Below are 26369 nucleotides of genomic sequence, written 5' to 3' on the forward strand. Positions count from 1 at the left end.
GTGCGCTGCAGGTTCGAGTCACGCCGCCCACCGCTGCCACCGTCGGCGAACGCCTCGTTCACCACGTCCCACGCGTAGATCTTGCCCCGGAAGTGCGTTGCCACCTGCGTGACGTGGTTGATCGCCGCGTTGCGCAACGCGCTGCCCGACATGCCCTGCGCCCAGCCCGGCTGCTGCGCGTGCCACAACAGCGTGTGGCCCCGGACGCTCATGCCGTTGGCCTGCGCGTGACTGACCAGCCGGTCACCACCGGAGTAGGTGAAGGAGTTCTGCTGCGGCTCGGTCGAGCTCCACTTCATCTCGTTCTCGGGTACGACGCTGTTGAACTCGCGGTTCAGGATCGTCACGTACGCGTTGTCGGAGAGCTTGTTCACCGCGACGGCCGCGCCGAAGTAGCGGCCCTTCTCGGCCGCCGCCGCCTTCAGGGTGGTGCCGGCACCGCTGGCCGTGGGGGCGAGCACCGCCGTCATTCCCGCGGTGAGGGCGACGGCGAGGGTCGCCGCCGCCAGCAGAGTTCTCTTGGGTTTCATGTCGTTCCTTTTCGGTGGTGGTCGCAACGGTGGTGGTGACGTGCCACTCTCTCGCCAGCGTCGGTCCGGGAAGCTGGCGTGGATCACGACGCGCTCAGCTTTGGTTGGCAGCGGTGCGGTAGGTGCCGACCGTGGGTACCGACACCCGTCGTCCGGCAGGCTGACACCGCTGCCGAAGACGCTTGATCGACGTCCGCATGCCCTGGGACGTCGTGATCCTGAGGGTCGGCGGCGGCTCGCCCGGTGAGCCACAGGTGCTGCCTTCCTCGATATCGAGGGTGAGCGATAACATGACGTTCGTCAAGGCGTAACATAAGCCTGTATCGATGCTGTCGAGGTCAGGTTCCGCCGAAGCCTGCCTCGTCACCGTCGTGGCGACGCGCTGCCTTGCTGGGGATCAGCGGCGCCTGACACGCCTCGCGCACGCGCCGATCTCGATGCCACTGTTATCGCTCACAGGGCGGTGCTCAGCCACCCGGTGTACGGGCGGGGTCACTCTCGGACGGGTTGCCGCCGACCCGGCCCGGACCACGCACCCAGCTACCCGGGCCACCGCGCGGCGGGCCGCGATCAACAAGCGGCTCAGCCGTGGGCCGGCTCCGCGGGCCGCACGTGGGGGCGTACTCCAGTCAGGAGGTCGGCGGTGGTGTGGGCCTCGATGCCGGGCAGCTCGCCATCGGCGAACCGGGCGACGATCGCACGGACGTGTCGCTCGGCCGGCGCCCCGAGGCCGTCGTAGACGGCCTCGAACAACTCCCGGGCCGGCCTCCTGAGCCACTTCTCCGGCAGGAGTTCCAGGGGCAACCGCGGGTCGAGGACGGGAAAGCGCCGGAAGGTGTCCATCACCTCGGTCCGGGCCCGCACCGCGGCCGCTCCGTCGATCTCGCCGGCTGCCACCCGGGGCAACACCGCCGTCCAGTGCGCGAGGAACGCCTGGTAGCTCCGGCCGATCTCCGCGATGTCCCAGGCCTCGATCGGGGCGCGGTGGATGGCGGACGCGATCGCGGTCTGCCGCCCGCGGAACACCGTGACGGCACCGAGGGTGAGCTGGTCGAGCTGGGCCCGCGCAACAGGGGTCAACTCGTCCGGCGAGATCCACAGTCCGTCGTACAACGGCGCGTAGCCGAGCCACCGCAGCTGAGCACGAAGGGCCCGGCGTTGGGCACTCCGGTCCTGCGGTAGCGAGAACGCGACTATCGTCCAGCATCCGTCCCACCGCACTGTCGAGCTGGTCGAGGCGAGGATCCACCTGCCGCCGGCGGAGAGGTTGGCAGCGGCCGCGCGGCTGAGTCGGTAGGAACTACGCCGTCCCAGCCGGCTGCCTTCCAGGACGCCGCGCCGGGCCAGCCGGCTGATCGCGGTGCGCGCGCCGGCCGTGGTCACCCCGCTCTCCGCGAGCAGCGCCACGATGGCGGCGGACGGGATCGCGGCCCGAGTCCGCAGTGTGTAATCCGCAAGCAGGGTCACCGTGACGCCCTGCGGCGAGTTGCCGACCTGCCGCCGGGGCAGGCGGAGCGGTTGGTCTCCGTCGTCGGGGTAGATCTCGTCGATGTCGAACGGGTTTGCCACAGGCGCTCCGTGCTTTTCAGGGACGGTGTGACGACTGTAGACGGCGCGCCGTCGAGCCGGCGTCGACGGGCCCACACCCGATAGAAGTACATCGATTGACACTTGTTGGTCCGAGGAGAACACTGATCGCCACGCGATGTGGTCCGGAGCCGGGCAGGGCGAGCCACCGGTAGCGGGCATCGTGCGATCACGGCGGGTCTTGGGCATACCCGCGGGCGGATCGCGCGCCATCCACAGCCTGCACAGGCAAGCAAAGGAGTCGTCCGTTGAGAATCAGAAGGAAACTGCTGCTCACCCTCGCGGTGTCGCTGGTGGCGGCCGGTCTGGCGGTCCCCGCGAGCCGACCCGCGTACGCGGCGTCACTGACCGAGGTGACGAGCTTCGGTGACAACCCCGGCCGGATGCGGATGCACGTCTACGTGCCGGACAACCGCCCGGCCCGGCCGGCGACAATCGTGGCCATGCACGGCTGCGGCGGGTCCGGCCCCGGCTTCTACTCCGGCAGCGAGTTCGCCAGCCTCGCCGACCGGTACGGATTTATCGTGATCTACCCGTCCGCCACCCAGCAGGCCGGCTTCGGCAACTGCTTCGACACCTGGTCCGACGCCGCCAAGCGGCGCGGCGGGGGCAGTGACCCGGTGTCCATCGTGTCGATGATCCGGCACGTGCAGCAGCAGTACGCGGCCGACCCGGACCGGGTCTACGCCACCGGCAGCTCGTCCGGCGGCATGATGACCAACCACATGCTGGCCCTCTATCCCGACGTGTTCAAGGCTGGCGCCGCGTTCATGGGTGTGCCGTACAACTGCTTTGCCAACGCTGCGGACTACCCGCCTGGCAGCAGCCAGTGCACCGGCGGAAACATGAACCGCACGCCCCAGCAGTGGGGTGACGCGGTCCGCCAGGCGTACCCGGGCTACACCGGGCCCCGCCCGCGCATCCAGTTGTGGCACGGCACCAGCGACACCCTCGTGCCGTACTCGCTGTTGCAGGAGTCGATCGAGCAGTGGACGAACGTGTTCGGGCTGAGCCAGACGCCCACCTCCACCGACACCCCGCAGCCGAACTGGAACCGGCGCAGGTACGCCGACAGCAGCGGGACGGTTCAGGTCGAGGCGTACAGCATCCAGGGTGCCGGGCACAGTCTGCCCGCCAGCGGCATGGCCGCGTCCGCCATCCAGTTCTTCGGCCTGACCAACCCGAGCACGCCGCCGCCGAACCCGACGACCCCGCCGCCGAACCCGACCACGCCGCCACCGAACCCCACCACCCCGCCGCCGAACCCGACCACGCCACCGCCGAACCCCACCACCCCGCCGCCGGACTCCGGTGCCTGCCGGGTGACGGTCGCCGTCAACGCCTGGAACAACGGGCTGACCGAGAACATCACAGTCACCAACACCGGCACCAGCGCCGTCAACGGCTGGTCCCTGGTGTTCACCCTGCCCGGCGGCCAGACCATCACCTCGGGCTGGAACGCCTCCTACTCCCCCAACTCGGGGCAGGTGACGGCAAGGAACGTCGGCTACAACGCCGGCATCCCCAGCAACGGCTCAGTGACAGTGGGCTTCCAGGCCACCCACACCGGTAACACCGCCAGGCCGAGCTCGTTCACGCTCAACGGCGCGTCCTGCTCGGTGGCCTGACCCGCAGCGGCACTCCGGGGACGCACGCCACGCGTACCTCCCCGGAGCGTCGGCGGTCGCGACCGCCGGTCGGAGCCGGCGGGCGTCGACGAGAGCGTGCGCCGGTCACCATCCGATGGTGACCGGCGCACGTCGTGCTGGCGTCGCCGCCGGGGTCAGCGGTAGCCGGCGGCCACCACGCTGGCCTGCACGGCGCTCTCGGTCGCGTCGGACGGGTAGCCGGCGACCATGGCACCCTCGTAGAACGTGCCGGCGCTGAGGTTCGCGCCGCCGTCGGGCTTGCAGCAGTCACCGCCACTGCCCAGGATGATCGCGCCCTGCTTCTTCATCGGGCTGTATCCGGGCGGGAGCGAGCCGTCGTACAGCGTGTAGAGGCTGCCGGACTGGGCGTCGCTGCCCTTGATGGCGAAGCGGCTGGTGCCGTTGTTCTTGAGGGTCGCGGTCACGAACTTGCTGGTGAAGGCGCGCTGGTTCGGGTTCCAGCTCTGGCTGCCGCCGGGGAAGAGACCCCACTCGAGGTCCGCCTGCACCCACGGCCCGCTGCCCGAGCAGCCGCCGAACCAGCACTGCTTGCTGAAGTTGATGGCGTCCATCGCCCCCGCGGCGTCGGCCTTGCGCGTCGTCTCGCTGTTGCCGTAGTCGAAGCAGCAGCCGCTGTTGACGTGGGTGCCACTTGTCACCATGTACATGCCCTCGGGAGCGGCACCGGTCGGCACGCCGGTGAGGTGCCCGTCGCGCCAGTAGCTGTTACCGGGGTTGATGTAGAGCGAGTACGCCTTGGCGCCGCCCACGGTCAGCGACTCGGTCGTCGCGACCGCCGGCCGGCTCTGCGGGCTGCCCGGAACCACGCTCGACCCCTGGTACCAGAGGTCGTTCCCACGCCCGGACTGGTCGAAGACAACGGTGATCACGCAGGTGGTGCCGGTGCAGAAGGAGTCCTGTGTCGCGGCGTTGGCGGTGCCGCCCGCGCCGGACAGCCCGATGTTGCGCGTCGTGTTGTCCGACGAGCGCCGGACCTGGTAGAGGTTGCCGGTGTACGCCGCGTAGAGCGCCCGGGTGGTGCTGTGCGCCGCGACGCACGGAGTGCCGCCGGAGGCGTAGATGTCACACGGGCGCGCACCACTCGGCGGTGCGCTGGTCGGGGGCGCGCTGGTCGGCGGCGTGTTCGGCGAGGACCACTGCTGGTTGGCGCCGCCGTTGCAGGCCCAGAGGATGATCTTGGTGCCGTTCGCGGTGGCGGCGCCGTTGGCGTCGAGGCAGAGCCCGGACTGCACGCCGGTGATGGTGCCGTTGCTGTTGACGTTCCACTGCTGGTTGTTCTGGCCGTTGCAGTCCCAGATGATCGCCTGGGTGCCGTTGGTGGTGCCCCGGCCGGACGCGTCCAGGCACTTGTTGCCGTACACCTGCAGTTGCTTGCTCGACGTCCAGGTCCAGGTCTGGCCGGCGGTGCCGTTGCAGTCCCAGAGTTGCGTCTGGGTGCCGTTCGTGGTGCTGGAGTTGGGCACCTCGAGGCAGCGACCGGATGGCGCGCCGACGATCCGGGTGCTCTGCCCCGGCTCGATGGTCGCCGCCGCGGCGGCCTCGGCGGCGAACGGCGAACTGGCGGGGGTGGTGCCGACGCCGATGCCGACGACGACGAGCACCCCGGCCAGGGCGCCAGCCAGGAGGGTCAGACGTCGGACGCGTTGGCGTCTCGGGATGAGGTCGCGGGCTGTTCCTGGCCCACTGCGGGACGGGGTTCGCACGAGGTGGCTCCTCGGAGTCGTGGAAGCGCGGGGGGATCGTCGACGCGCCACGGGCGGGTGGTGGCGATGGCGGATCGCAGCGAATGGTATGACCTTTGTTTAATTCATGTCAATGAATGTGGCGTCCGGTGACGCGCTGGCTGCTGGGCGGACAGCCAGCGCATCACCCCCCGGGACGACTACCGCCCCAGGATCCGCCACGTCTGGTTCAACGTGCTGCCCTGGTTGACCGCCTTGCAGGTCCACTGGTGGACAAGCGCGCCGGCCGCCGTGGAGACACCACTGACGTCCACACACTTGCCGCTGTGCCGGGCGACGAGTTGGTAGTCGTGCGAGTCGTTGCCCGAGTAGGTCACCCGGCGGAGAGTGAACTGCTGGTTGGAGCTGTTCAGGCAGGTCCACTGGTGCACCGCGGCGCCGTCGGCGGTGGACACCCCGCTGACGTCGAGGCACTTGCCGCTCTGCTGGTTGACAACGGTGTACGTGTTGGCCACGCCGGCGACCGGCCGGAAGTTCCAGACCTGCTGGTCACCGCCGTCGCAGTAGTTCTGCTGCTGGACGTTGCCGTCAGCGGTGCCCTGGCCCGGGTTGTTGAGGCACTGCTGGGAGTGCTGGGCCACCGCCACCGACTGGAAGCCACCGTCGGACGGGGGCAGCAGGGTGACGGTGTAGGTGTCGGTCTGGTTGGTGAACGGCACGTTCACTGTCACGTTGGTGTTTGACACGCCGACCACGCTGTTGGAGACCGTGATCGGCCCCGGCACGGCACCACCGCCGTTGTGCGGGATGCGTTGGGTGAGCACCCGGACCTGGTTGTTCTCCACGATGCCGCTCGTGGTGTCCAGGCGTTGCAGGTTGACGCTCAGGTTCCCGGTGGTACGACCACCACCGATGAGGACCTTCGCGGTGCCGGTCGCCTTGGTGGCGAACGCGTCGTACGACTGGCTGGGCGTGACCGCGGCGATCTGCCCGGTCTGGGAGGCGTAGTAGCGGTAGTTCCACCACTCCCCCTTGGGCTGGTGCTGGCCGGCCGAGTTGCGGATCAACAGGTTGCCGAGGTCGTTGTGCAGGCTGCCCCCGCTGGCCCAGTTCGCCCGCAGGCCGTCGGCCCGCGCCCGTTCCAGCCGCGCGATGTACCAGGCGCCGTCGGCCGGGTTCTGCTCGTCGGGCGCGCCGTACTCGTTGATCTGGTAGGGCCGTGGGTGGGCGATGCCACGGGGGTCGAGGGTGGCGTTCGCGGCGGCGACGTTGGCGACCGGGTCGCCCGGCAGCGAGTGCCAGCTGATGATGTCCGGCACCGTGTTCGTCGAGCGGACGAAGTCCAGGTACTGGTTCCAGAAGGCGTGGTTGGTCGACGGGACACAGGCACAGCTGGGACCGACGATGAGCTGGTTGGGGAACTCCACCCGCAGGCGCTGGTAGGTGCGGCGCCACAACTCGAGGTACTGGGAGATCGGGCGGTTCCAGAAGATGGTGATGTTCGGTTCGTTCCAGATGTCCCACTGCACGTTCAGCCCCGACGCCCGGACATCGGTGATGAGCCGGGTCAGGAAGTTGTCGTAGTCGGTCCAGTTGCCGTTGTCGCCGGGGAAGCGCGAGATTCCGGCGCCGTCGGCACCCCACAGGTCGTGCGGCAGGATGATGAACTTCCCGCCGAGGGCGGTGGTCCGACGCGCCTGGGCGAGTGTGGAGTTCCACCGGCGGTCGTAGGTGCCGCCGACCCAGCCACTGCCCGCGAGCTGCGCGCCACCGGCGCGCATGTACTGGAACTTGACGTCGCGGTAGAAGTGGTCGGCCGGACCGCTGGCGTTCTCGGTCATGCCGTAGATCCAGCCGGACGCGCGGTAGGTCGGCGTGCCGTTGTCCGTGGCGAAGTTGACGCTTATCGACTCGTCGGCGGCCTGGGCCGGGGACGCGGCGACGCTGACGGCGGTGGTGGCGGCGAGCAGGCCGACCACGAGTCGAGCGACGAGCGCGCGGGCTCGTCGTGACCTGCCGGGGGACGGGGTTTTCACGGGCGGCTCCTTGGTGGGGCGCGGGGGACGCTCTCCGGAGGGCTGCGCTTGCGAATCGATTCGCACGGATCGTAGGACCAGAGACTGAACCATGTCAATGAAGTGACGACGCGGTGAAGGTGGCGTTTCACAGCGCAACCTTGAGAACGTCAGGCCATCCCTTGACCAGCCGGCAGCGACGGACCTATCTTCGTGCGAACCGATTTGTCGAATCGGTTCGCCTCATGGTCGGACGGCGTCCGACCCGCGACGGTCAACCCGCACACCCCACCTGACGATCGACTGAAGTGAGGCACCACATGACAGGACTCAGTCGTCGACGGCGCCTGGCCGCCGTCGCCGTGATAGCACTCGCCGCAGTGACCGGTAGCGCCTGCTCGTCGTCCTCCGGCGACGGGTCCGGCGACGGCGGCGGCGCCTACCTCGTCTGGGACCCCTATCCGCAGTTCGCCGCCGACTCCGAGTGGGTCGCACTGCTCAAGAAGTGCGGCACCTCGGCGGGGGCGACGGTCGAGCGGACCGGCTACGACACCACCGACCTGACGAACAAGGCACTGCTCGCCGCGCAGCAGGGCAACTCACCGGACGTGCTGATCGTCGACAACCCGGTCATCTCGACACTGGCCGAGGCCGGCGCGCTCACCACCACCGACGACAACAAGCTCGACGTCTCGGCGATGGCCCCGAACCTGCTCGGCGCCGGTCAGAGCGCGGGCAAGACGTACGGGGTGCCGATCGGGGCGAACACCCTGGCTCTCTACTACAACAAGGACCTGCTGACCGCCGCCGGTGTCGATCCGGCCTCGATCAAGGACTGGCCGTCGCTGACCGCGGCCCTCACCACCATCAAGGCCAAGGGGAAGAAGGGCATCACCTTCTCCGCGATCGGCACCGAGGAGGGCAGCTTCCAGTTCCTGCCCTGGTTCTGGGGCTCGGGCGCCCAACTGACCAGTCTGGACTCGGCGCAGGCGGTGTCCGCGTTGACGCTCTGGACCGACTGGCTCAAGCAGGGCCTCGCGCCGAACTCGGTAATCAACAACACCCAGACCACGAGCTGGCAGGAGTTCGCGACCGGCGACTACGCGTTCGCCGAGAACGGCACCTGGCAGCTGGCCAACGCGGAGAAGCTCGGCTTCTCCTACGGCACCATCGCGATCCCGGCCAGCGCCGGCGGCCCGGCACCGGCACCCACCGGCGGCGAGTTCGTCTCCATCCCGGTGCAGAAGAAGACCAGCCGGTACGAGACGTCACAGAAGATCGTCGCCTGCCTCACCAATGCCGACAACCTGCTCACCACCGACACGACGCTCTCCTACGTCGCACCAGTCGCCGCCGTGCAGGATCGGCAGGCCGCGGCCGACCCCAAGCTGAAGGTCTGGGTGGAGGCGGTCCGGGCAGCCAAGGGCCGCACCGGTGACAACCTCGGCACGAAGTACCCGAAGATCTCGGAGTCCCTGTGGACCGCTGTACAGGCGGCCCTCAGCGGTGGGAAGTCACCACGCGAGGCGCTTACCGCCGCTCAGGCCGCGACCAGGTAATCGCGCCGAACCGACACCATGCTCCCCACGACAGACAGCACCACTGCCGTACCGGATCCGGGTGGGGCGGCGAAGTTCGCCCCACCCGGGCCGCCCCCGTCCCGCGCCCGTCGACCCGACCGCTGGCTGGCCTGGGGCTTCCTGGCACCGGTGACCCTCTACCTGCTGGCCTTCTACGCCTACCCGCTCTACCGCAATCTCGAGTTGAGCCTGCGCGAGTACACCGTCCGCTCGTTCGTGCAGGGCGGCGCGCCATTCGCCGGGCTCGACAACTACCGGACCGTCCTGACCGATCCGGCCTTCGGGTCCACACTGGCGCACACCCTGATCTTCACCGCCGCGTCGCTCGTCTTCCAGTTCAGCATCGGCATGGCCCTGGCGCTCTTCTTCCACCAGCACTTCCCACTGTCGCGTACGTTGCGGGCGTTGATCCTCGTACCGTGGCTGCTGCCGCTGATCGTCTCGGCCTCGACCTGGTCGTGGCTGCTCAACAGCGATTCCGGGCTGGTCAACGCGGCACTCGGTGTCGTCGGGATCGACCAGGTCAACTGGCTCACCTCGCCGGGCTGGTCGCTGACCTCGGTGATCATCGCGAACATCTGGATCGGCATCCCGTTCAACCTGGTGGTGTTGTACAGCGGGCTACAGGCGATCCCGGTCGAGATGTACGAGGCGTCCGCGCTCGACGGCGCATCGAGCTGGCAACGGTTCCGGGGGATCACCTTTCCGCTGCTCCGCCCCGTCTCCGCGATCACGCTGCTGCTGGGGCTGATCTACACGCTGAAGGTCTTCGACATCATCTGGATCATGACGAAGGGTGGCCCTACCAACTCCTCCGCCACCCTCGCGACCTGGTCCTACCGACTCGGCTTCGGCAACCTGCTGCCCGAGTTCGGTCCGGGTGCGGCCGTCGGCAACCTGCTCATCGTGATGGCCCTGATCGCCGGGCTCCTCTACATCCGGATCCAGCGGAAGCAGAACCTGCAATGACCACCTCCACCCCCCGGGTCTGGTGGAAGACCGCGGTCGGTCTGGTGCTCACCGGGCTGATGCTCTTCCCCGTCTACTGGATGATCAACGTGTCGTTCACCCGGGACCAGGACATGCGGGCCACTCCCCCGCACCTGTTCCCGACAAACGGCACACTCGACGGCTATCGGGCCGTACTCGACCAACAGTTGCCGTACCTCGGCACCAGCTTCCTGGTCGGTCTCGGTACGGTGGCGCTCACCGTGGCGCTGGCCGCCCCCGCCGGGTACGCGCTCGCGAAACTGCGGCCACCCGGCGGCACCGCACTGAGTTTCGTCCTGCTCATCGCGCAGATGATCCCGGGCATCATCATGGCGATGGGCTTCTACGCCATCTACCTCAGTCTCGGCGTCCTGAACACACTGCCCGGCCTGATCCTGGCCGACTCGACGCTGGCGGTGCCGTTCGCTGTGCTGATCTTCACGGCCTTCATGTCCGGCATCCCCGACGAGCTGCTCCAGGCGGCAGTGGTCGACGGCGCTGGTCGGCTGCGGACCTTCTGGTCGATCGTGCTGCCGGTCAGCCGCAACTCGATCGTCACGGTGTCGCTGTTCGCGTTCCTGTGGTCGTGGTCGGACTTCATCTTCGCCTCGACCCTTGCCGGTGGCGGCGACAGGCAGCCGATCACCCTCGGCATCTACCACTACATCGGCAACAACAACCAGCAGTGGAACGCCATCATGGCCACCGCTGTCGTCGCCTCCATCCCCGCCGCGGTGCTGCTGATCCTGGCCCAGCGCTACGTCTCGATGGGCGTGACCGCCGGCGCCGTCAAGGACTGACCACCCCGCACCACAGAAAGGCATCCGCCACCCATGACCGTCGCCCCGTCCGGTCCGGAGTTCCCCGTCCAGGACATCCCGTTCAGCTACCGAGGAGCCTGGTTCAACATCTCCCCGGTGGTCGCCGAGAAGACGTACGCCGACGATCTGCACCTGGTCTCCCACCAGAACGGGCTACATCCGGTACTACAGTTCTGCCCCACGGCCGCCGATGCCACTGTCGTCGCCACCCCCGCCCTGCTGACCTGGCGCAACGGCACCGGCCGGATCGAGGCGGTCTACGACGGCCCGGACACCCTGCGGATCCGGGGCCGACGGCTCGGCCTGCGGGTGGCCGCGGCGGCGCGCACCCTCACCCCGTTCAGCGGCACCTACCTCTACCACGACCCGGTCGACGGCTCCCACGTGTTCACCTCGTACGAGACCGGTCGCCGCTACCGGATCACGGTGCTCTCCGGTGCGCTCCAACGGACCACCGGCGTCGAGGCGCTCGGCGCCGCGGACCGGTGCGTGGACCTTCCCGGTGACCAACCCTGGGAGATCGCGATCGAGGAGTACGCCACCGCCCGCCGCCCGTACGTGGGGTCGGTCGCCTTCGACCAACTGTGCCGCGACCGGGCCGCCGAGTTCAGCGCCTTCGTGGACGCTGTCGCACCGTGGCGCGGCGCGGAGACCCCGGCCGCCGAACTCGCCGCGTACGTCCTGTGGTCCGCCACCGTCGCCCCGGCGGGCTTCGTCACCCGGCCCGCGGTGCTGATGTCCAAGCACTGGATGGACAAGGTGTGGAGCTGGGACCACTGCTTCAACGCGATCGCCCTGGCCGCCGGCGAGCCGGAGCTGGCCTGGCACCAGTTCCACCTGCCCTTCGACCACCAGGACGAGGCAGGTGCCCTACCCGACTCGGTCACGCACTCCGAGGTGCTGCACAACTACGTCAAGCCACCCATCCACGGCTGGGCCCTCCGGCACCTGCGCCGCCGCCTACCCCAGCCACCCGACCGGGCGGCGTTGGCGCAGACGTACGACCGGCTGGCCCACTGGACCCGGTTCTGGCTCGACGCGCGTCGGGCCCCCGGCCACGAGCTGCCCCACTACCAGCACGGCAACGACAGCGGCTGGGACAACGCGACAACCTTCGACGTCGACCGGGTGCTCCAGACGGCCGACCTCGCCGCGTTCCTGGTGTCGCAGCTGCGCTGCCTCGCCGACCTCGCCAGCGAGCTGGGTGAGCCCGCCGAGCAGTGGTCCCGGGAGGCCGACCGGATCCATGCCGCCATGCTACGGGACCTGTGGGACGGTGACCGCTTCACCTCCCGCAACCCGCACACCGGCAAGCGGCGGGCAAGTCGCAGCCTGCTCGATCTGATGCCCGTCGCGCTCGGCGCCGACCTGCCCGCGCCGGTCGCCGCCGCGCTGGCCCGAGGGGTCGAAACCCACCTGACCACCCACGGGCTGGCCACCGAGCCGGTCGACTCGGCGCACTATCTCGCCGACGGCTACTGGCGTGGCCCGATCTGGGCACCGTCGACAGTTCTGGTCGAGGACGGCCTGCGGCGGGCCGGGCAGACCAGGATCGCCGACGAGATCAGTCGACGGTTCCTGGCGCTGTGTGAGAAGTCCGGATTCGCGGAGAACTTCGACGCCGAGACCGGGGCCGGGCTCCGGGACCGCGCGTACACCTGGACCGCCAGCAGCTATCTCATCCTGGCCGCCGGTCAGGAGGAGCGGCGGGCTACGAAGGGGTAGCGGCGTCCACTCGCCGGGCCGGGACCGGGCCGGTGCTGGCGCGCAACGAGATGGGCGGGCTGTACAGCCGGTGGCGTGGCACGGCGTCGGGGGCGGCGATGCTCTCCAGCAGCAGCGACACGGCCTCGGCGCCCATCTCGACCATCGGCACATCCGCGGCGGTGAGCGGCGGGCGGAAGTCCTCCGCCCAGTGTTGGGCGGCGACACCGGTGACGGAGAAGTCGCGGGGCACGGACAGACCGGCGCCGGTCAGCGCACGCTGCATTCCGGGCAGCGCGGCCTCGTTGATGGTGGCGATGGCCGTGACGTCGGGGTGCGTCACCAGCAGTTGCTCCACGCACGCCTCGCCGGAGGCGGTGTCGTCGCCGCAGCAGACCTCCGCGCCGATCAGGCCCCGCTCGACAGCCGCCGCCCGGAAGCCGGCAAGCGCGCGATGACTGGGGCCGTAACCCGCCGCTACCAACTCGGCCGAGCGGTTCACCAGCGCCACCTGCCGGTGCCCCAGATCTGCCAGGTGGTGCACGCAACGGGCGATCAGCCCGGCGTAGTCGATGTCGATCCAGCTCGTGTCGTGTGGTTCGGCTGTCCGCCCGATCGTGACGAACGGCAGGCCGGCTCTGGTCAGGCGGGTCACCCGGTCGTCGGCCAGGCGGATCTCCATCAGGACCACGCCGTCCACCCGACGCCCGGTGACGATCCGCTCGAACGACCGGTCATGGTCACCACCGGACGGGGACAGCAGCACATCGAGGTCATGGCGAGCGGCCGCCTCGACGACGCTGGCGACGAAACCCAACTGCATGTCGGTCAACCGCTGGCTCGCCGGGGGAATGACCAGGCCGAGGGTGCGGGTGCGCCCCTCCTTCAGCGCGCGGGCACTGGCGTTCGGTCGGTAGTCCAACTCGTCGATGACCGCCTGGATCCGTTGCCGGGTCGTCTCCGACACGGTCCGCTTCCCACTCAGCACGTACGACACGGTGCTGCGGGACACTCCCGCCCGGCGGGCGATCTCCCCGATGTTCATACCGCGCCCTCGAATCGATTATTGCCCCGACACGGGGACGCACTGTTTTCGCTGACGAGCATATCCGTCCTGGTTCTCGGGCCGACGTCTGGAAGTTCGCCGCCAGCACCGGCAGAACCGACGATTCCGGCACTCCGCGAGACGGATGGCTGGCGATGCCAATCCCGATGAGCGCGGAAGCTAGCGCAACACATGGACGCCCATTAATGTAAAAACGTGTGACGTGTGACGTAGCCGGGAACCGATAGCGGTCCAAACCCGCGCCGCGGTCATCCATTCCGGGCGGAACCCCACGCATCGCCGTGCGCCACCGACGGCGCTGACCACGCCGGCCCGGCGGTCAGTGCGCCAGCACCAGCTCCACCGTCACCGCCACGCCCCACCACACCGCGAGAGGATCCGATGAATGTGAAGAGACGACTGCGTCGCCTGATGGCCGCTGCGGGAACCCTGCTGGTTCTCGCCTTCGGCGCCAGCATCTACGTGGTCTCGGACGCGCCGGGAGTCGCCCACGCCGCCGGCACCGGACCGTGCGACATCTACGCCTCGGGTGGCACCCCCTGCGTGGCCGCCCACAGCACCACCCGCGCGCTGTACGGCGCGTACAACGGCCCGCTTTACCAGGTCCGGCGCTCCTCGGACAACACCACCCGCGACATCGGCGTGCTGAGCGAGGGCGGCCTCGTCAACGCCGCCACGCAGGACTCGTTCTGCGCCAACACCAACTGCGTCATCACCGTCCTCTACGACCAGTCCGGCCGCAACAACCGCCTCACCCAGGCACCTCCTGGCGGTTTCGTCGGCCCCGCCCCCGGCGGGTACGACAACCTCGCCGACGCGAAGGCGGCACCGGTCACCATCGGCGGCCAGAAGGCGTACGGCGTCTACATCGCCCCCGGCACCGGCTACCGCAACAACAACACGAACGGCGTCGCGACAGGCGACCAGCCCGAGGGCATCTACGCCGTCGTGGACGGCACGCACTACAACCAGTGGTGCTGCTTCGACTACGGCAACGCGCAGACCAACGTCCAGGCCGACGAACGCGCCATCATGGAAACCGTCTACTTCGGCGCCAACAAGCAGTGGGGCTACGGCGCCGGCGCCGGGCCCTGGATCATGGCCGACCTGGAGTGGGGGCTGTTCTCCGGGGTCAACGCGGGTTACAACAACATCGCGTCCATCAACCACCGGTTCGTCACGGCAATGGTCAAGGGCGAGCCGAACCACTGGGCCATCCGGGGCGGAAGCGCCCAGTCGGGCGGCCTGACCACCTACTTCGACGGACGACGCCCCAACGGCTACCACCCCATGAAGAAGGAGGGGGCCATCCTGCTCGGCATCGGCGGCGACAACAGCATCACCGGGCGGGGCACCTTCTTCGAAGGCGTGCTGACCTCCGGCTACCCGACGGCCGCGACCGAGGACGCCGTACAGGCGAACATCGCCGCCGCCGGTTACGCGCCGGCCGCTGGCGGTAACCCGCAACAGGGCGTCCAGGTCGTCGGCGGCCAGTCCGGCCGCTGCGTCGACGTGCCGAACGGCACCACCACCAACGGCACCCAGGTGCAGCTCTGGGACTGCATCAGCAACAGCACCGCACAACGCTGGACCTACACCGCAGGCAAACAACTCCAGGTGTACGGCAACAAGTGCCTCGACGCCAACGGCCAAGGCACCACCAACGGCACCCAGGCGATCATCTGGGACTGCCACGGCGGCACCAACCAGCAGTGGAACATCAACGCCAACGGCACGATCACGGGCGTCCAGTCCGGGCTCTGCCTCGACGCCAACGGCGCCGCCACCGCCAACGGCACCAAACTCATCCTCTGGGCCTGCAACGGCGGCACCAACCAACAGTGGGCCACCCGCAGCTGAACCCCGCGCCACCACCCGAGCGACGGTGCCGCCTCCGCGCGACCAGCGGAGGCGGCACCGCCGGCGACCGTCGGATGCACCTGACCGGAGTGGCCTAGTGCACCCAGCGCAGCGCGGCGTCGGCAGTGTCCTCGGGGCTGCTGTTGAAGGCGATTGCCGCGCCGGGAGCATGCTGTCGGACGAGGTTGACCACCTTCTCGAAGAGCACAAGTAGTGGCTCGTGCTTGCGGATGCCGCCGCCGACGACCACGCAGGCGTAGTCCGTCCGGGTCAGCGCCTCGACGATGGCCGTCTCGGCGTCCTCGTCGGGCGCCACCAGGCACAGGTCGGCCGCGATGCCGAGATCGTCGAAGCGGGCCTGACCGCGTGCTATCGCCGCCACCACCGGCGCGGGATCCCAGCCGGGGATCCTGACCGGATCGAGGCCGACCACCAACACCCGTCCACGTGTCACGCGTCGCCCACCTCCCTCGAAACATCTTCGATCACTCTTGCCACCTCGCTCAGGTCGTCGTCGAGTTGGTGATCACGCCCGGGCAGCAGGTGCAGCCGCGCGTGCGGGATGACGCCGGCGTACAGGTCAGCGTGCGATGGTGCGGCGGTGCCATCCCGCAGCCCGTGGAACACGTGCACCGGCACTCCCGGCGGCAGCCGCGCACCGAGGTCGGGCGGCAACTCGAACTCGTCGGCGGGCCAGCCGCCCGGGCCCACGAACGGGGCGGCGATTAGCACGATCGCGCTGAGCTCTCGCTCCGGTGGGCGCTCGGCGAGCGCGTTGACGAGGATGGTCGCGCCCACCGAATGACCGACGACGACCGCACCACCGGCCAGGGCGGCGAGCTGCCGCCAGACCGTCGCGCTCCACCTGTCGTAGGTCGGGTCGTCCTCGTCAGGCATCCGCGGGTAGCGGATCTCGTACCCGTCGCCGAGCTCGCGTCGCAAACTGTCGACCAGCTTGTCGTCCCATTCGTCGTGTGCCCCCGCACCGCCGCCCTGGATGAACAGAACCTGCCGGGTAGTTGCCACGTCGATCCTCCTCCCTGCCCCGCCCGGGCGGGCCGCGCCGCCGGGGCACTCGTCACCGACACTCGGCGCCTGCGATGATTTCCCGGTCGTCGGACCGAGAAAGTCGTCCCGGCTGTCGATCCGGAGCCCTGCTGGCTCGTCGTCAATGTAAGGGCCACCTCCGACGGGGCCAGTACACGATGGGATACGAGACATGGCCAAGTACATGATCCTCATCTACGGCGACGCACAGCAGTGGGACGCGATGACCGACGAACAGTGGAAGGCGCACGACGCCGCGCACGTGGCGTTCGTTGCCGAAGCCGGCGCACGGATCATCGGCGGGCACCAGTTGGAATCGGCGCCCACCGCCACCTCGCTGCGCTCGGACGCGCTCGGCCAGCTCGACACGACCGACGGTCCGTTCCTGGAGACCAAGGAGGCGCTCGGCGGCTACTACCTGCTGGAGGCCGCCGACCTGGACGAGGTGCTGGCGCTGGCGGCACTGCTTCCCGAGGTGCAGGCGGCACACAGCGGTGTGGAGATCCGTCCGGTGGTCGACCACTGATGAACGACACGGTCGTCGCGGCGGTCGCGCAGGCGCACCGCCGCGACTGGGCCCGGGTGTTCAGCACCACCGCCCAGCTGACCCGGGACCTCGATCTCGCCGAGGAGTGCACCCAGGACGCGTTCGCGCAGGCCCTGGAGACCTGGGCCGAGAGTGGCGTTCCGGATCGGCCGGGCGCCTGGCTCACCACCATCGCTCGCAACCGGGCCCTCGACGTCCTGCGCCGCGAATCGGTGTTCCGTCGCAAGATGCCACTGCTCGTCGCGGACGAGGCGACACCGGGCCCCGAGGACGGTCTGGTCGACGACCGGCTGCGACTCATCTTCACCTGTGCCCACCCCGCACTGTCCAGGCAGGCGCAGGTAGCCCTGACCCTGCGCCTGGTGTGCGGGCTGTCCACCCCGGAGGTGGCCCGCGCGTTCCTGGTGCCGCCGAGCACCATGGCCGCGCGGATCACCCGGGCCAAGAAGAAGATCGCTACGGCCCGCATTCCGTACCGGGTGCCGGGCCCGGATCAACTCGGCGAGCGGGTCAGCGCCGTCCTCGAGGTCGTGCACCTCATCTTCACCACCGGTCATACCGCACCGGTGGGTGCGCACCTGGTGCGGCAGGACCTGGTGGACTGTGCGATCGATCTGGCCCGCATGCTGCACCTGCTCATGCCGAGAGACGCCGAGATCAGCGCTCTGCTGGCGCTGCTGCTGCTCACCGCGGCACGCCAGGAGACCCGGCTGTCCGCCGAGGGGCGGTTGGTGCTCCTGTCCGACCAGGACCGCACCCGCTGGAACTGGCAGCTCATCGGCGAGGGTAGATCGTTGTTGACCGACGCCCTGCGCCGACGGGCACCGACCCGGTACGCCCTGGAGGCCGCGATAGCTGCGGTACACACCGAGGCGCCAACCTGGCAGGACACCGACTGGAACGAGATCATCGGGCTCTACGGCGCGTTGTTCCGGCTGTGGCCGTCGCCCGTCGTCGGCCTCAATCGCGCCGTGGCGATCGGGCTGCGCGACGGCCCCGAGGCCGGACTCGACGCGCTCGCTCCGATGCTCGACGAGCCGGCCCTGGCCACCTACGGATATCTCAGTGCGGCCCGCGCCGACTTCCTGCGCCAGCTGCGACGGTGGCCCGAGGCAGTGACGGCCTACGAAGAGGCGCTGACCCTCACCGACAACGACGTCGAACGCGTCTTCCTCAGCGAACGGTTGAGCGACGTCAGTCGGCAGCTGTGAGGGCCAGCGCCTCAGGCGTCGTAGCCGGACTCAGGCATCCTGGTTGCTCGGCACCGTCGCGCCGCGGTTGGCCATCGTGGCTATCGCCGCCACCCCCAGCAACAGGGCCGGGAGGACGAACCAGAGACCGATGCCGAGGCCCAGCAGGAGCGCCCACACCAGCAGGACAAACGCCGCCACCGTCGTGGTCGTGGCGACAGCGCGATGGGTCAGGTCCGCGATCAGGGGACAGATCGCCGCAACCACCGGTACGCCCAGCAGATAGGTGGCGGCGGCGCCGCTGTCGTCGATCGTGAACGGCAATAGCGCGATGACGATCCACGCGGTGGCGGCGATCGCGAGGATCCTCAGGAGCAGACCGACGGACCCGGATGCCGTGCCGCGCCCGCGTAGACTCACGAACGCCGCGGCGGCGATGAACAGCGCGACAACGCCACCAGCCAGGGTAGCCACGTTCATTTCGCTTCCTCCGTCCTCATGACGTCAGCGAGCCTCGCCTCGTACACGTGGACCGGCCACTTCTTCCGCAACGAGTCGGCGAGCTGGCGCAGGTGTTCGTCCTGACGGTACGCGGTCATCGCCGATTTGACACGATAGGCAAGCGCTTCGTCCCAGGTGACCGTCTCGAAGGAGATGCGCTCGACGCGGACCACCCACCAGCGACTGTTCTTCGGATCGGCGGACAGCCCGATGCCACCGGCGGCGGCAATCGCATAGGCCCCTCGGGTGATCATTGGATCGACATCGTCGTGCTGGTCGTCGATCGTGGCGGTGCCGCTTTTCGTCGGCTTGTCCTCGCGGAGCAGTCGCTGGAACGTCGGCTGATCCGCGCCGGCCACCCGATCCATTGCCTTCTTGGCCTGGTCGCCGTCCGTGAACTCCGCCCAGGCCACCTTGGCCTGCGCCACGTCGCCGAACAGGTTGCGGTGCTCCTGATACCAGGTGCGGGCCTCGTCGTCGGCGATGTTCTCGATGGCGAAGCCGGGATTGTCGCGCTGCTCCTGCTTGATGAGGGTGGCGATCTGTTCGGCTCTGGTCGACCCGTCGAGGCCACGACGAGCGGCTTCACGCACCAGGAGCTCGTCGCGGATCGCCAGGTTCAGTGCCTCCCCCCAGGGTCCGGAGTAGCCGCCCACCACCAACACCGGCGGCAGGGGATCATCAGGCATGAGCGCCTGGACACGTTCGACAGTGATTGGTTCGCCCGCCACCGTGGCCAGTGCGTTCGGTGGCGGGTCCACCGACTTCTCGGTGGACCCGCACCCGGACGCCGAGACCGCGAGCATGACGAGCGCCACGGACATCAGCAGTCGCTTCATCGTAGGAGGGCCTCAGGCTCTAACCGCATTGGTTGCTTGAATACAGGAAGTCGTCATCGGCTTCGAAATATTCGTCACCGCATTCGGCGTCCCATGGATTCGTCGAGCCGCCGTGCTCCCGACCGCAGCGGTCGTGGTCGGCACAGTCATAGGTGTAACCGGTGATTATGAAGCAACCACCACCGCATTTACCCATGCAGTCGTACGAGGCCGGTCCGACATAGATGCTCTCACCCAGGAAACAGTGACTGTCGGCGTCGTGGACCACCCACGCGTTCTCATTGCAGCCGGTGTAGAGGATGCCGTCCTCGTTGCTCTGCTGACACGCGGCGAGCACCTTGCTCCGGGACTCGCTGTTCGGCGCCGTGACCGCGGTGCCCTCCTTGACGCACGACTCGACCGCGAGCTTCATGTCCGGAACCTTCGGCTGGCCGTACCGCTCCACCGGACGGGGCACATCCAGGTCGCCGATCTTGGTGCCGACCGGCGCCTCGGCAACCAGCATGGCCAGGCGGATGGTCAGGTCCCGGTGCAGCGAAACCGGCGTCTTCGCCGCATTGGCCGGCTTGACCCAGGACGATTCGAGGGACTTGGCGAACGCACCGAACGCGGTGCGCTCATCCGGCTGAAGCGAAGCCCCGCCGCCAGACCAGGTGGCGACACCCTTGCTGATGTCCTTGCTGGCGGTGAACTTCTTGCCGGCGACGGAGAGGGACACTTCCGCCGCCACGGCGCTCTTGGCCACCGCCGAGAACTCGATCATCGTGGCCGACCGGGCAAATGTGCCGGAGTCACTGTCGGGCGACGACTCGGTGGCCCGGAAGTCGTTTGTGGACAGAGGTTGGAGCACCGCCGCCGCTGAGGCCGGCGCGGACCCTGGCGCAGCCAGGGCAACCGCGAAGCCGACGGCTAAGATCTTGGCGAGAAGCAGAGGCACTCCGAGCGTACGTTTCATGCAGGCCATCCCCTCGTGAGGTCCGGTTGGGGGTGCCGCAAAGTGGTCGCTCTTTTGAATGGCGATAACTCGATCGCCAGGCGCGATAACACCCCCGCTAATGTTACCGATGTCCATCCTCGTGGACGAATGCATGAGCGTCAATGCTGATTCGTAAAGGATCTTTGGCGGGAAGCGCAGCGGAGGCCCTTCTCGACCAGGACGACGCGGCGGACCCGAAGTGCCAGGGCGCTGCCGGCAGCCACCCGCAGCAGCACGCCGGACGACGGCCGACACCTGCTCAGAGTGCCCGAGAGCGACTCCGACGGTTGAGCATGTTATCGATAACATGCTATCTTTCGGCACGGGGGTGAAGGGCACACTCCCAATCACCTGAGTCGATCGACAAAGGCACGCCGAGGGCGACGCCCACCGGCCGCCCTTGCCAGTCGCTGACCAGTCCGGGCCGCTCCGCCGATGCCAGGCCACCGCAGGCGGTTGCCGGACGATCCCGGTCCGGCTGCATGCCCCCAGCTTTCAATGCCCGTCGCGGAGAGCCCGACAGCGGCGGTTGCGCCCGCACGCCACCCGTGCATGCCGCACCGCCCCGCAACGGAAGGGGAGCCGTATTCCGGCACCTGGGAGTGCCACCGCCATCCGTCACCACCTCACCGCCCCGTCCGCCCGACGGGCCGCCCGTCGGGCGGTGCTCGACGGGCGCGGCCACCGGCCAGACCCGACCCACTGCCGGCGAGCAGACGGCGGGGCGTGAGCCGTCATCCACACCCCGGTGCCCAGAACGGACACGGTCGAGGGTCGCCGAGGCCCGTCCCGCGCAGCACCACCACCACCTGACGACAACTGGCAAGGAGCCAAGCAGTGAGCAAACACCGACAACTCCTCTCAACCATCGCGGGCGCGGCGGTTCTTCTCGCCGCGGCCGCTGGTGGCGTACTGAACGGCGGCCCGGGTGGAGCGGCGGTGGCCGCGACGAACGGCACGCTCGCGGCCACCGCCGGCTGCGGTAAGGCCCCGACGCTCACCAACGGAACACGCACCATTCAGAGCAGCGGCCAGAGCCGCACCTACATCCTGCGGATCCCGGACGGTTACGACCGGAACAGGCAGTACCGGCTGGTCTTCGGTTTCCACTGGCTGAACGGCTCGGCGAGCAACGTCGCCTCGGCCGGTTACTACGGGCTCGCGCCGCTGTCGAACAACACCACGATCTTCGTCGCGCCGCAGGGCATCGACGCCGGGTGGGCCAACACCAACGGTCGCGACCTGACCCTCTTCGACGACATCTCCCGGCAGGTCGAGAACGACCTCTGCGTCGACACGACCCAACGTTTCGCCCTGGGCTGGAGCTACGGCGGGGCGATGAGCTACGCCGTGGCCTGCGCCCGACCCACAGTCATCCGCGCGGTCGCCGTCCTGTCCGGCGCCAACCTCAGCGGTTGCAACGGCGGCACCCAACCCGTCCCCTACTTCGGCATCCACGGCATCTACGACAGCGTGCTGAACATCTCCCAGGGCCGATCGCTGCGCGACACCTTCGTCAGGAACAACGGCTGCACCGCGCAGAGCCCGCGCGAACCGAGCCGGGGGAGTCTCACCCACATCACCACCACGTACACGGGCTGCCGAGCGGGCTATCCCGTGCAGTGGGCCGCGTTCGACGGAGACCACACCCCCAGCCCGGTCGACGGATCGTCAAGCCCGAACGACAGCAGGACCTGGACGTCGGGAGAGATCTGGAGATTCTTCAGTCAGTTCGAGTCGACCACTCCTCCCACGACCGCCCCGCCGACCACACCCCCGCCGACCACACCCCCGCCGACCACGCCCCCGCCCACCACTCCTCCACCGACCACCCCGCCGCCGACGACTCCGCCCCCGACCGGGGAGCCGGGCAGCTGCACCGCCACCTACAGCCTGGTCAACAGCTGGCCTGGCGGCTTCCAGGGTGAAGTCACCGTCGCCAACAACACCGCCGCCACCGTCAACGGCTGGACCGTCGGCCTGACCCTGGCCTCCGGCCAGGCGATCAGCAGCCTCTGGAGCGGCACCAACACCGGCACCACCGGCACCGTCACCGTCCGAAACGCCGCCTACAACGGCACGTTGGCGCCGAACGCGTCGACCACCTTCGGGTTCACCGCCACCGGCAACGGCGCCACCCCACCCGGCACCATCACCTGCACCAGCCCCTGAACGAAGAGCCACACCGGCGGCCCGGAGCCACTGACTCCGGGCCGCCGCGGCGGCGGTGCGCCGGGCAGCGCGGTCGCCCGGTCGCCCGGTCAGCGCGGCCGCCCGGTCAGCACGGCGACCCGGTCCGCGCGGCCGCCCGGAGAATGCCGTCGAGGCCCTCCTCGAACAGCAGGTCGTCGTTCCATCGGGTCTCGTCGAGGTGGCCGGAGGCATCGAGGGTCGGGTACTCGTCGGCCCTCGCGGCGATGTGGTCACGGGCTGCGGCCCGCGCCTGCGGGTCTGCGGTCCGGTGCCACGTGGCTTCGGTAAGCGCGGCGCCGATGACGTAGTTGGCCAGCATCCGCGTGGCGACCGCGAGCGGAAGTCCGCGACAGCCGCCGCGCACCAGCGCCGACTGGAGGAATTCGGTCCGGGCGAGGACGTTGGGCCCGAGCATCGGGCGGCCGACCAGATTCGGTGCCCAGGGATGGCGCAGCATGGCGGCGCGCCACGCTCGGGCGAGGAGTCGGGCGTCCTCCAGCCAGTCGCCGCTCACGACCGGGACTGGCACGTCGCCGAAGATCCGGTCAACGGCCAGGTCCAGGACGTCATCCTTCGTCGTCACATGCCAATAGAGGGCGGTCGCCGTCACGTCGAGTTGCTGAGCCAGGCGGCGCATGGTCAGGCCCTCGACGCCACGTTCGTCAAGCAGCGTCACCGCCGCGTCCACGATGCGCCCGAGGGTCAGCGGCGCTCTCCGACGCGAACGCGCGGGCTCCGCGCGTAGCCATACCGGCGGTGACGTGCGGCTGTCTCGTCGTCCGACCGAGGTGGTCGGCGGCCCGCCCGGCTCTGCGCTGGTCATGACGCCACTCTAGTTCAGTGGACAGGAAACTTAACGTCGGTAAGCTAATTGGACACGGGCAAGGACGGGCCGCTACCTCGGCAAGGATGTTGGCGAATGCCTCTGCTGCGAATCCACCTCGACAGCGACCGGATCACCGCCCGCCGCGTTCTTCAGCTGCACCGGGACGGCAAGACCCACCACGAGTCGCGGGAAGCAGCGCGGGAGGAGGCGTGGCGCCAGGGCCGCACCCCGGCTGGTGACCCGATCTTCGTCGGCGTCACCAACGGCCGCCGCCACGTGCAGCTCCTCTACGACGTGAAGGTCTGCTCCGACACGGCCCGCTGAGCGGAGCCCGCGGCGTCCCCTCCGCGGAGGGAGCGCACTCCCCTGCGCCGGGGAGGAGAAGCCCTCCTCCCCCGCAGATCATCAATTCGTGATTGCCGGCGGGTGGCTGCTGGTCTCCGAGGCCGACGGCCCGCACCTCGACCAACGGTCCGGTGAGCCGAACCGGCACCGTCCGTAGGGGAGCGACATGTCCGACAGCACCACTCGTACGCACCGACCCGCAGCCGCCGAGCGGGTAAGACAGTGGGCGCTGGCGTCCGCCCTCTTCCTCGTCGGCGAGGCGGCCCTGCGCCTGTTCTGGATCGCCGGTGGCCGATGGGCGTACACCGCCTGCGACCGGACCGCTCTGGTCGATCCGGCCGGGGGATGCGGTGCCGACCGCGTCGAGACGCTGCCCTTCTGGGCGGGCTGGGGAGCGCTGGCGGTCGGCGTCGCCCTCGCGGTGGTGGTCGTGGGCGCGGTCCACTCCCCCGGCCGTACCGCGGCCACGGGTAGCTGGCTCGCGGCGGCGCTGCTGTTTGCCACAGCGTTCCCGCTGCACCTGGTCTTCGAGATCCCGGCGGCGTTGACCGGACGCCCCTCGGACTGGCGTGACCTCGGCGCCCGACTCGCACTGCTGGCCGGTGGCATCCTGTTCGCCGGGCTGGCGAACGCGTCCGGCCCCCGGCCCGGGCCGGTGACGCCCGGCTACCGACCGGTGCCCCGCTGGACGCGCCGCTGGGCGTACGTGGCGGTCACCCTGCCGGTGGTCGGCTGGGCCCTGCCACATGGGCTCTGGGTTCTCGGCGTTCCGTTCGGCATCTCCGAGCAGGCACTCAACGACATCGACGACGACCTGTCGACGCCGACGGGGGTGGCGATCACTGTCGTCCCGCCGCTCGCCGGCCTGCTCGTGCTCGGGCTGGTGCAACGGTGGGGGCAGGAGTTTCCGCGCTGGATGCCGGGCCTGGGCGGTCGACCGGTCCCCCGGCTGCTGGCGGTGGTCCCAGCCGGGGCGGTGGCGCTCACGCTTGTCGTGTACGGCGTGCTGAGCAGCGCGATGTTCGTCGGACGCCTCCTGTCCGGTGAGCTGTCGTGGTCGGACGTGTGGGACGGGTGGGCGGTGACCGCCACGTTGCTGGTGTTCCTCGGCTGGGGAGTGTCGATGGGCGTGACGACCGTCGGCTACGCCCTCAGCACCCGGTCGTGTCCGGGGCGGACGGCAAGCCCTGGCACCGCACCGGAAGCCCTGAGCGGCGGAGCATGACGGCGCACAGGTACTACGCCGGCCGGAACCTGCGGCGGACTCGCGGGCCCGCTACGGCCTCCACGCCGACGTGCGGCGGACCTGATCCGCTCGTCGCCCATGATCGAGGGTGTCACCGACCCTGGCCGCGCTCCCTAGGCCGGCGCGAAGCCGTCGTACGGGTCCCAGTGCGCCGCGTAGCGCAGCAGTGAACGGGCCAGGTCAGGGTGGGCCGCCGCCCACCGGGTGTCGAAGAGGAACCACTGGTCGAACCCGAAGAAATCGTCGATGTACCGGGCGACCTGCGCGATGTGCGGGCCCGGTCGGATCAGCGATCCGGTGGCGGGCTCCGGGGTCAGCAACCGCAGGACCTCCCGGTGGCTCGCGTCGTGCCCGACGGTGGCGAGGCTGGCCGGTGACGGGTCATACCCGGGCAGGCGTGCGTACCGTTCCAGAGCCGCGCCCACGTCCTCCTCGTCGGGCGCGACCATCGCCCACAACAACTGGGCGTCGTGCGGCCAGCGGCTGATGTCGGTGGCGTCAACGGTGCGCAGGTGGGCGGCGAAATCCGGCAGGGTGTGGCCGGGGAAGACGAGTGCTCCGGCCAGGTCCAGGTTGCGACTCGTGTCCGGCGGGCTCCAGCACAGCCGCACCGAGAAGACCGAATCGGGCCCGGACGCGGCCATCCCCAGGGTACGGACCGGCACGCCGTGGTCGAAGATCGCATCGGCGGCTGCCGCACCGGCGGGCAGTGGCCAGGTGTCGTGCAGCGCGAACGCGAGCCGGTCGGGCGCGGCGGCGGCCAGAGCGTCGTCGACGAAGTAGTAGGCCAGGTCCACCTCGTCGTCGTCGGTACGCACCCGCAGGGAGTGTCTGCCGAGCCGGATGAAGGTGGCGTCGTCGTCACCCTCCACCCAGAGGTGCTCGCGCAGCAGCTCGCGCAGGTGGTCGACGGACTCCGGAGGGGGCAGGCGCCGCTTCCGGGCCTCCTCGAAGATCGAGTCCAACCCGTACACGTCACCACCCAGCTCGCTGTCGATCCACTCCTCCGGATCGGGACAGCCCCAACCCCGGCGGAACCAGTCGAGCACTGTCGCATCGGGTAGGACGACCACCCGCTTGCTCAGCGGTGTTTCCTCCCGCCACCGGCACACGAAGTACATGCGGCGGACTCTAGGCAGTCGGTCCGACAGCGC

23 protein-coding genes are annotated in these 26369 nt (G+C 69.3%); 11 read left to right on the top strand and 12 right to left on the bottom strand.

Features of this window, described 5'->3' with window-relative positions:
- Together AB0B86_RS08110 and AB0B86_RS08115 are read right to left on the bottom strand one after the other, a co-directional pair.
- A partial coding sequence (locus tag AB0B86_RS08110) for an endo-1,4-beta-xylanase (protein WP_357416842.1) occupies positions 1-530 on the bottom strand: 530 nt, incomplete at its 3' end.
- Positions 531-1112: 582 nt separating this feature from the next.
- Positions 1113-2099: a PaaX family transcriptional regulator C-terminal domain-containing protein gene (locus tag AB0B86_RS08115; RefSeq protein ID WP_357413651.1), complete on the bottom strand. Its 987-nt coding sequence runs from the start codon at positions 2097-2099 to the stop codon at positions 1113-1115.
- A 266-nt stretch (positions 2100-2365) separates the two neighbouring features.
- Here AB0B86_RS08115 and AB0B86_RS08120 point away from each other — a divergent pair, with 266 nt between their 5' ends.
- Positions 2366-3745 (top strand): PHB depolymerase family esterase, encoded by a 1380-nt coding sequence (locus AB0B86_RS08120; protein WP_357413653.1) that lies wholly within the window; start codon positions 2366-2368, stop codon positions 3743-3745.
- A 155-nt stretch (positions 3746-3900) separates the two neighbouring features.
- Here AB0B86_RS08120 and AB0B86_RS08125 read toward each other — a convergent pair whose 3' ends face one another.
- Both AB0B86_RS08125 and AB0B86_RS08130 read right to left on the bottom strand, forming a co-directional pair.
- Positions 3901-5490, bottom strand: a complete 1590-nt coding sequence (locus tag AB0B86_RS08125; protein ID WP_357413655.1) for an arabinofuranosidase catalytic domain-containing protein — start codon at positions 5488-5490, stop codon at positions 3901-3903.
- A gap of 179 nt (positions 5491-5669) precedes the next feature.
- A complete protein-coding gene (locus AB0B86_RS08130; protein WP_357413658.1) occupies positions 5670-7505 on the bottom strand; it encodes an RICIN domain-containing protein in 1836 nt (611 codons plus the stop codon).
- A gap of 299 nt (positions 7506-7804) precedes the next feature.
- Here AB0B86_RS08130 and AB0B86_RS08135 point away from each other — a divergent pair, with 299 nt between their 5' ends.
- The 4 genes from AB0B86_RS08135 to AB0B86_RS08150 are packed head-to-tail and all read left to right on the top strand — an operon-like array spanning position 7805 to position 12600.
- The gene (locus AB0B86_RS08135; protein ID WP_357416847.1) at positions 7805-9043 is read left to right on the top strand and encodes an extracellular solute-binding protein; all 1239 of its coding nucleotides are present in this window, start codon (positions 7805-7807) and stop codon (positions 9041-9043) included.
- Positions 9044-9061: 18 nt separating this feature from the next.
- Positions 9062-10033, top strand: a complete 972-nt coding sequence (locus AB0B86_RS08140) for a sugar ABC transporter permease (RefSeq protein WP_357416850.1) — start codon at positions 9062-9064, stop codon at positions 10031-10033.
- A complete protein-coding gene (locus AB0B86_RS08145; protein ID WP_357413663.1) occupies positions 10030-10854 on the top strand; it encodes a carbohydrate ABC transporter permease in 825 nt (274 codons plus the stop codon). The genes AB0B86_RS08140 and AB0B86_RS08145 overlap by 4 nt, the downstream gene beginning before the upstream one ends.
- A gap of 33 nt (positions 10855-10887) precedes the next feature.
- Positions 10888-12600: a trehalase family glycosidase gene (locus AB0B86_RS08150; protein ID WP_357416853.1), complete on the top strand. Its 1713-nt coding sequence runs from the start codon at positions 10888-10890 to the stop codon at positions 12598-12600.
- Here AB0B86_RS08150 and AB0B86_RS08155 read toward each other — a convergent pair.
- Positions 12587-13624, bottom strand: a complete 1038-nt coding sequence (locus AB0B86_RS08155) for a LacI family DNA-binding transcriptional regulator (protein ID WP_357413667.1) — start codon at positions 13622-13624, stop codon at positions 12587-12589. The two genes, AB0B86_RS08150 and AB0B86_RS08155, sit on opposite strands and share 14 nt — an antisense overlap.
- 402 nt (positions 13625-14026) lie before the next feature.
- Between AB0B86_RS08155 and AB0B86_RS08160 the strand changes: the two genes are divergently transcribed.
- Positions 14027-15505: an arabinofuranosidase catalytic domain-containing protein gene (locus AB0B86_RS08160; RefSeq protein ID WP_357413669.1), complete on the top strand. Its 1479-nt coding sequence runs from the start codon at positions 14027-14029 to the stop codon at positions 15503-15505.
- Positions 15506-15599: 94 nt separating this feature from the next.
- Here AB0B86_RS08160 and AB0B86_RS08165 read toward each other — a convergent pair whose 3' ends face one another.
- Positions 15600-15959: a hypothetical protein gene (locus AB0B86_RS08165; RefSeq protein WP_357413671.1), complete on the bottom strand. Its 360-nt coding sequence runs from the start codon at positions 15957-15959 to the stop codon at positions 15600-15602.
- Positions 15956-16531 carry an alpha/beta fold hydrolase gene (locus AB0B86_RS08170; RefSeq protein WP_357413673.1) on the bottom strand — a complete coding sequence of 192 codons (576 nt, stop codon included), beginning with the start codon at positions 16529-16531 and terminating at the stop codon, positions 15956-15958. The genes AB0B86_RS08165 and AB0B86_RS08170 overlap by 4 nt, the downstream gene beginning before the upstream one ends.
- A 193-nt stretch (positions 16532-16724) precedes the next feature.
- Here AB0B86_RS08170 and AB0B86_RS08175 point away from each other — a divergent pair, with 193 nt between their 5' ends.
- Together AB0B86_RS08175 and AB0B86_RS08180 are read left to right on the top strand one after the other, a co-directional pair.
- On the top strand, positions 16725-17078 hold the full coding sequence (locus AB0B86_RS08175) for a YciI family protein (RefSeq protein ID WP_357413676.1): 354 nt from the start codon (positions 16725-16727) through the stop codon (positions 17076-17078).
- A complete protein-coding gene (locus tag AB0B86_RS08180) occupies positions 17078-18310 on the top strand; it encodes a sigma-70 family RNA polymerase sigma factor (protein ID WP_357416856.1) in 1233 nt (410 codons plus the stop codon). Before AB0B86_RS08175 ends, AB0B86_RS08180 begins: the two co-directional genes overlap by 1 nt.
- Before the next feature lie 30 nt (positions 18311-18340).
- On the opposite strand, the gene AB0B86_RS08185 is transcribed toward AB0B86_RS08180, so the two are convergent.
- The 3 genes from AB0B86_RS08185 to AB0B86_RS08195 form a co-directional block, all read right to left on the bottom strand.
- Positions 18341-18769 (bottom strand): hypothetical protein, encoded by a 429-nt coding sequence (locus AB0B86_RS08185; protein WP_357409423.1) that lies wholly within the window; start codon positions 18767-18769, stop codon positions 18341-18343.
- Positions 18766-19551 carry a peptidyl-prolyl cis-trans isomerase gene (locus AB0B86_RS08190; RefSeq protein ID WP_357416858.1) on the bottom strand — a complete coding sequence of 262 codons (786 nt, stop codon included), beginning with the start codon at positions 19549-19551 and terminating at the stop codon, positions 18766-18768. The genes AB0B86_RS08185 and AB0B86_RS08190 overlap by 4 nt, the downstream gene beginning before the upstream one ends.
- A gap of 97 nt (positions 19552-19648) precedes the next feature.
- The gene (locus tag AB0B86_RS08195) at positions 19649-20584 is read right to left on the bottom strand and encodes a hypothetical protein (protein WP_357416860.1); all 936 of its coding nucleotides are present in this window, start codon (positions 20582-20584) and stop codon (positions 19649-19651) included.
- 858 nt (positions 20585-21442) lie between these two features.
- On the opposite strand from AB0B86_RS08195, the gene AB0B86_RS08200 reads away from it, so the two are divergent.
- Entirely contained in the window at positions 21443-22777 is a 1335-nt protein-coding gene (locus AB0B86_RS08200) for a cellulose binding domain-containing protein (protein WP_357416863.1), read from the top strand.
- Positions 22778-22883: 106 nt separating this feature from the next.
- On the opposite strand, the gene AB0B86_RS08205 is transcribed toward AB0B86_RS08200, so the two are convergent.
- Positions 22884-23621, bottom strand: a complete 738-nt coding sequence (locus AB0B86_RS08205; RefSeq protein WP_357416865.1) for a TetR/AcrR family transcriptional regulator C-terminal domain-containing protein — start codon at positions 23619-23621, stop codon at positions 22884-22886.
- 96 nt (positions 23622-23717) lie between these two features.
- Here AB0B86_RS08205 and AB0B86_RS08210 point away from each other — a divergent pair, with 96 nt between their 5' ends.
- Entirely contained in the window at positions 23718-23948 is a 231-nt protein-coding gene (locus tag AB0B86_RS08210; RefSeq protein WP_357416867.1) for a hypothetical protein, read from the top strand.
- 187 nt (positions 23949-24135) lie between these two features.
- Complete coding sequence (locus AB0B86_RS08215) at positions 24136-25194, top strand: hypothetical protein (protein ID WP_357416869.1); 1059 nt, start codon at positions 24136-24138, stop codon at positions 25192-25194.
- A 134-nt stretch (positions 25195-25328) separates the two neighbouring features.
- Here AB0B86_RS08215 and AB0B86_RS08220 read toward each other — a convergent pair whose 3' ends face one another.
- On the bottom strand, positions 25329-26336 hold the full coding sequence (locus tag AB0B86_RS08220; RefSeq protein ID WP_357416871.1) for a hypothetical protein: 1008 nt from the start codon (positions 26334-26336) through the stop codon (positions 25329-25331).
- Positions 26337-26369: the final 33 nt, after the last annotated feature.

The sequence above is a fragment of the Micromonospora sp. NPDC049047 genome, from assembly GCF_040649135.1.
GTDB lineage: Bacteria > Actinomycetota > Actinomycetes > Mycobacteriales > Micromonosporaceae > Micromonospora.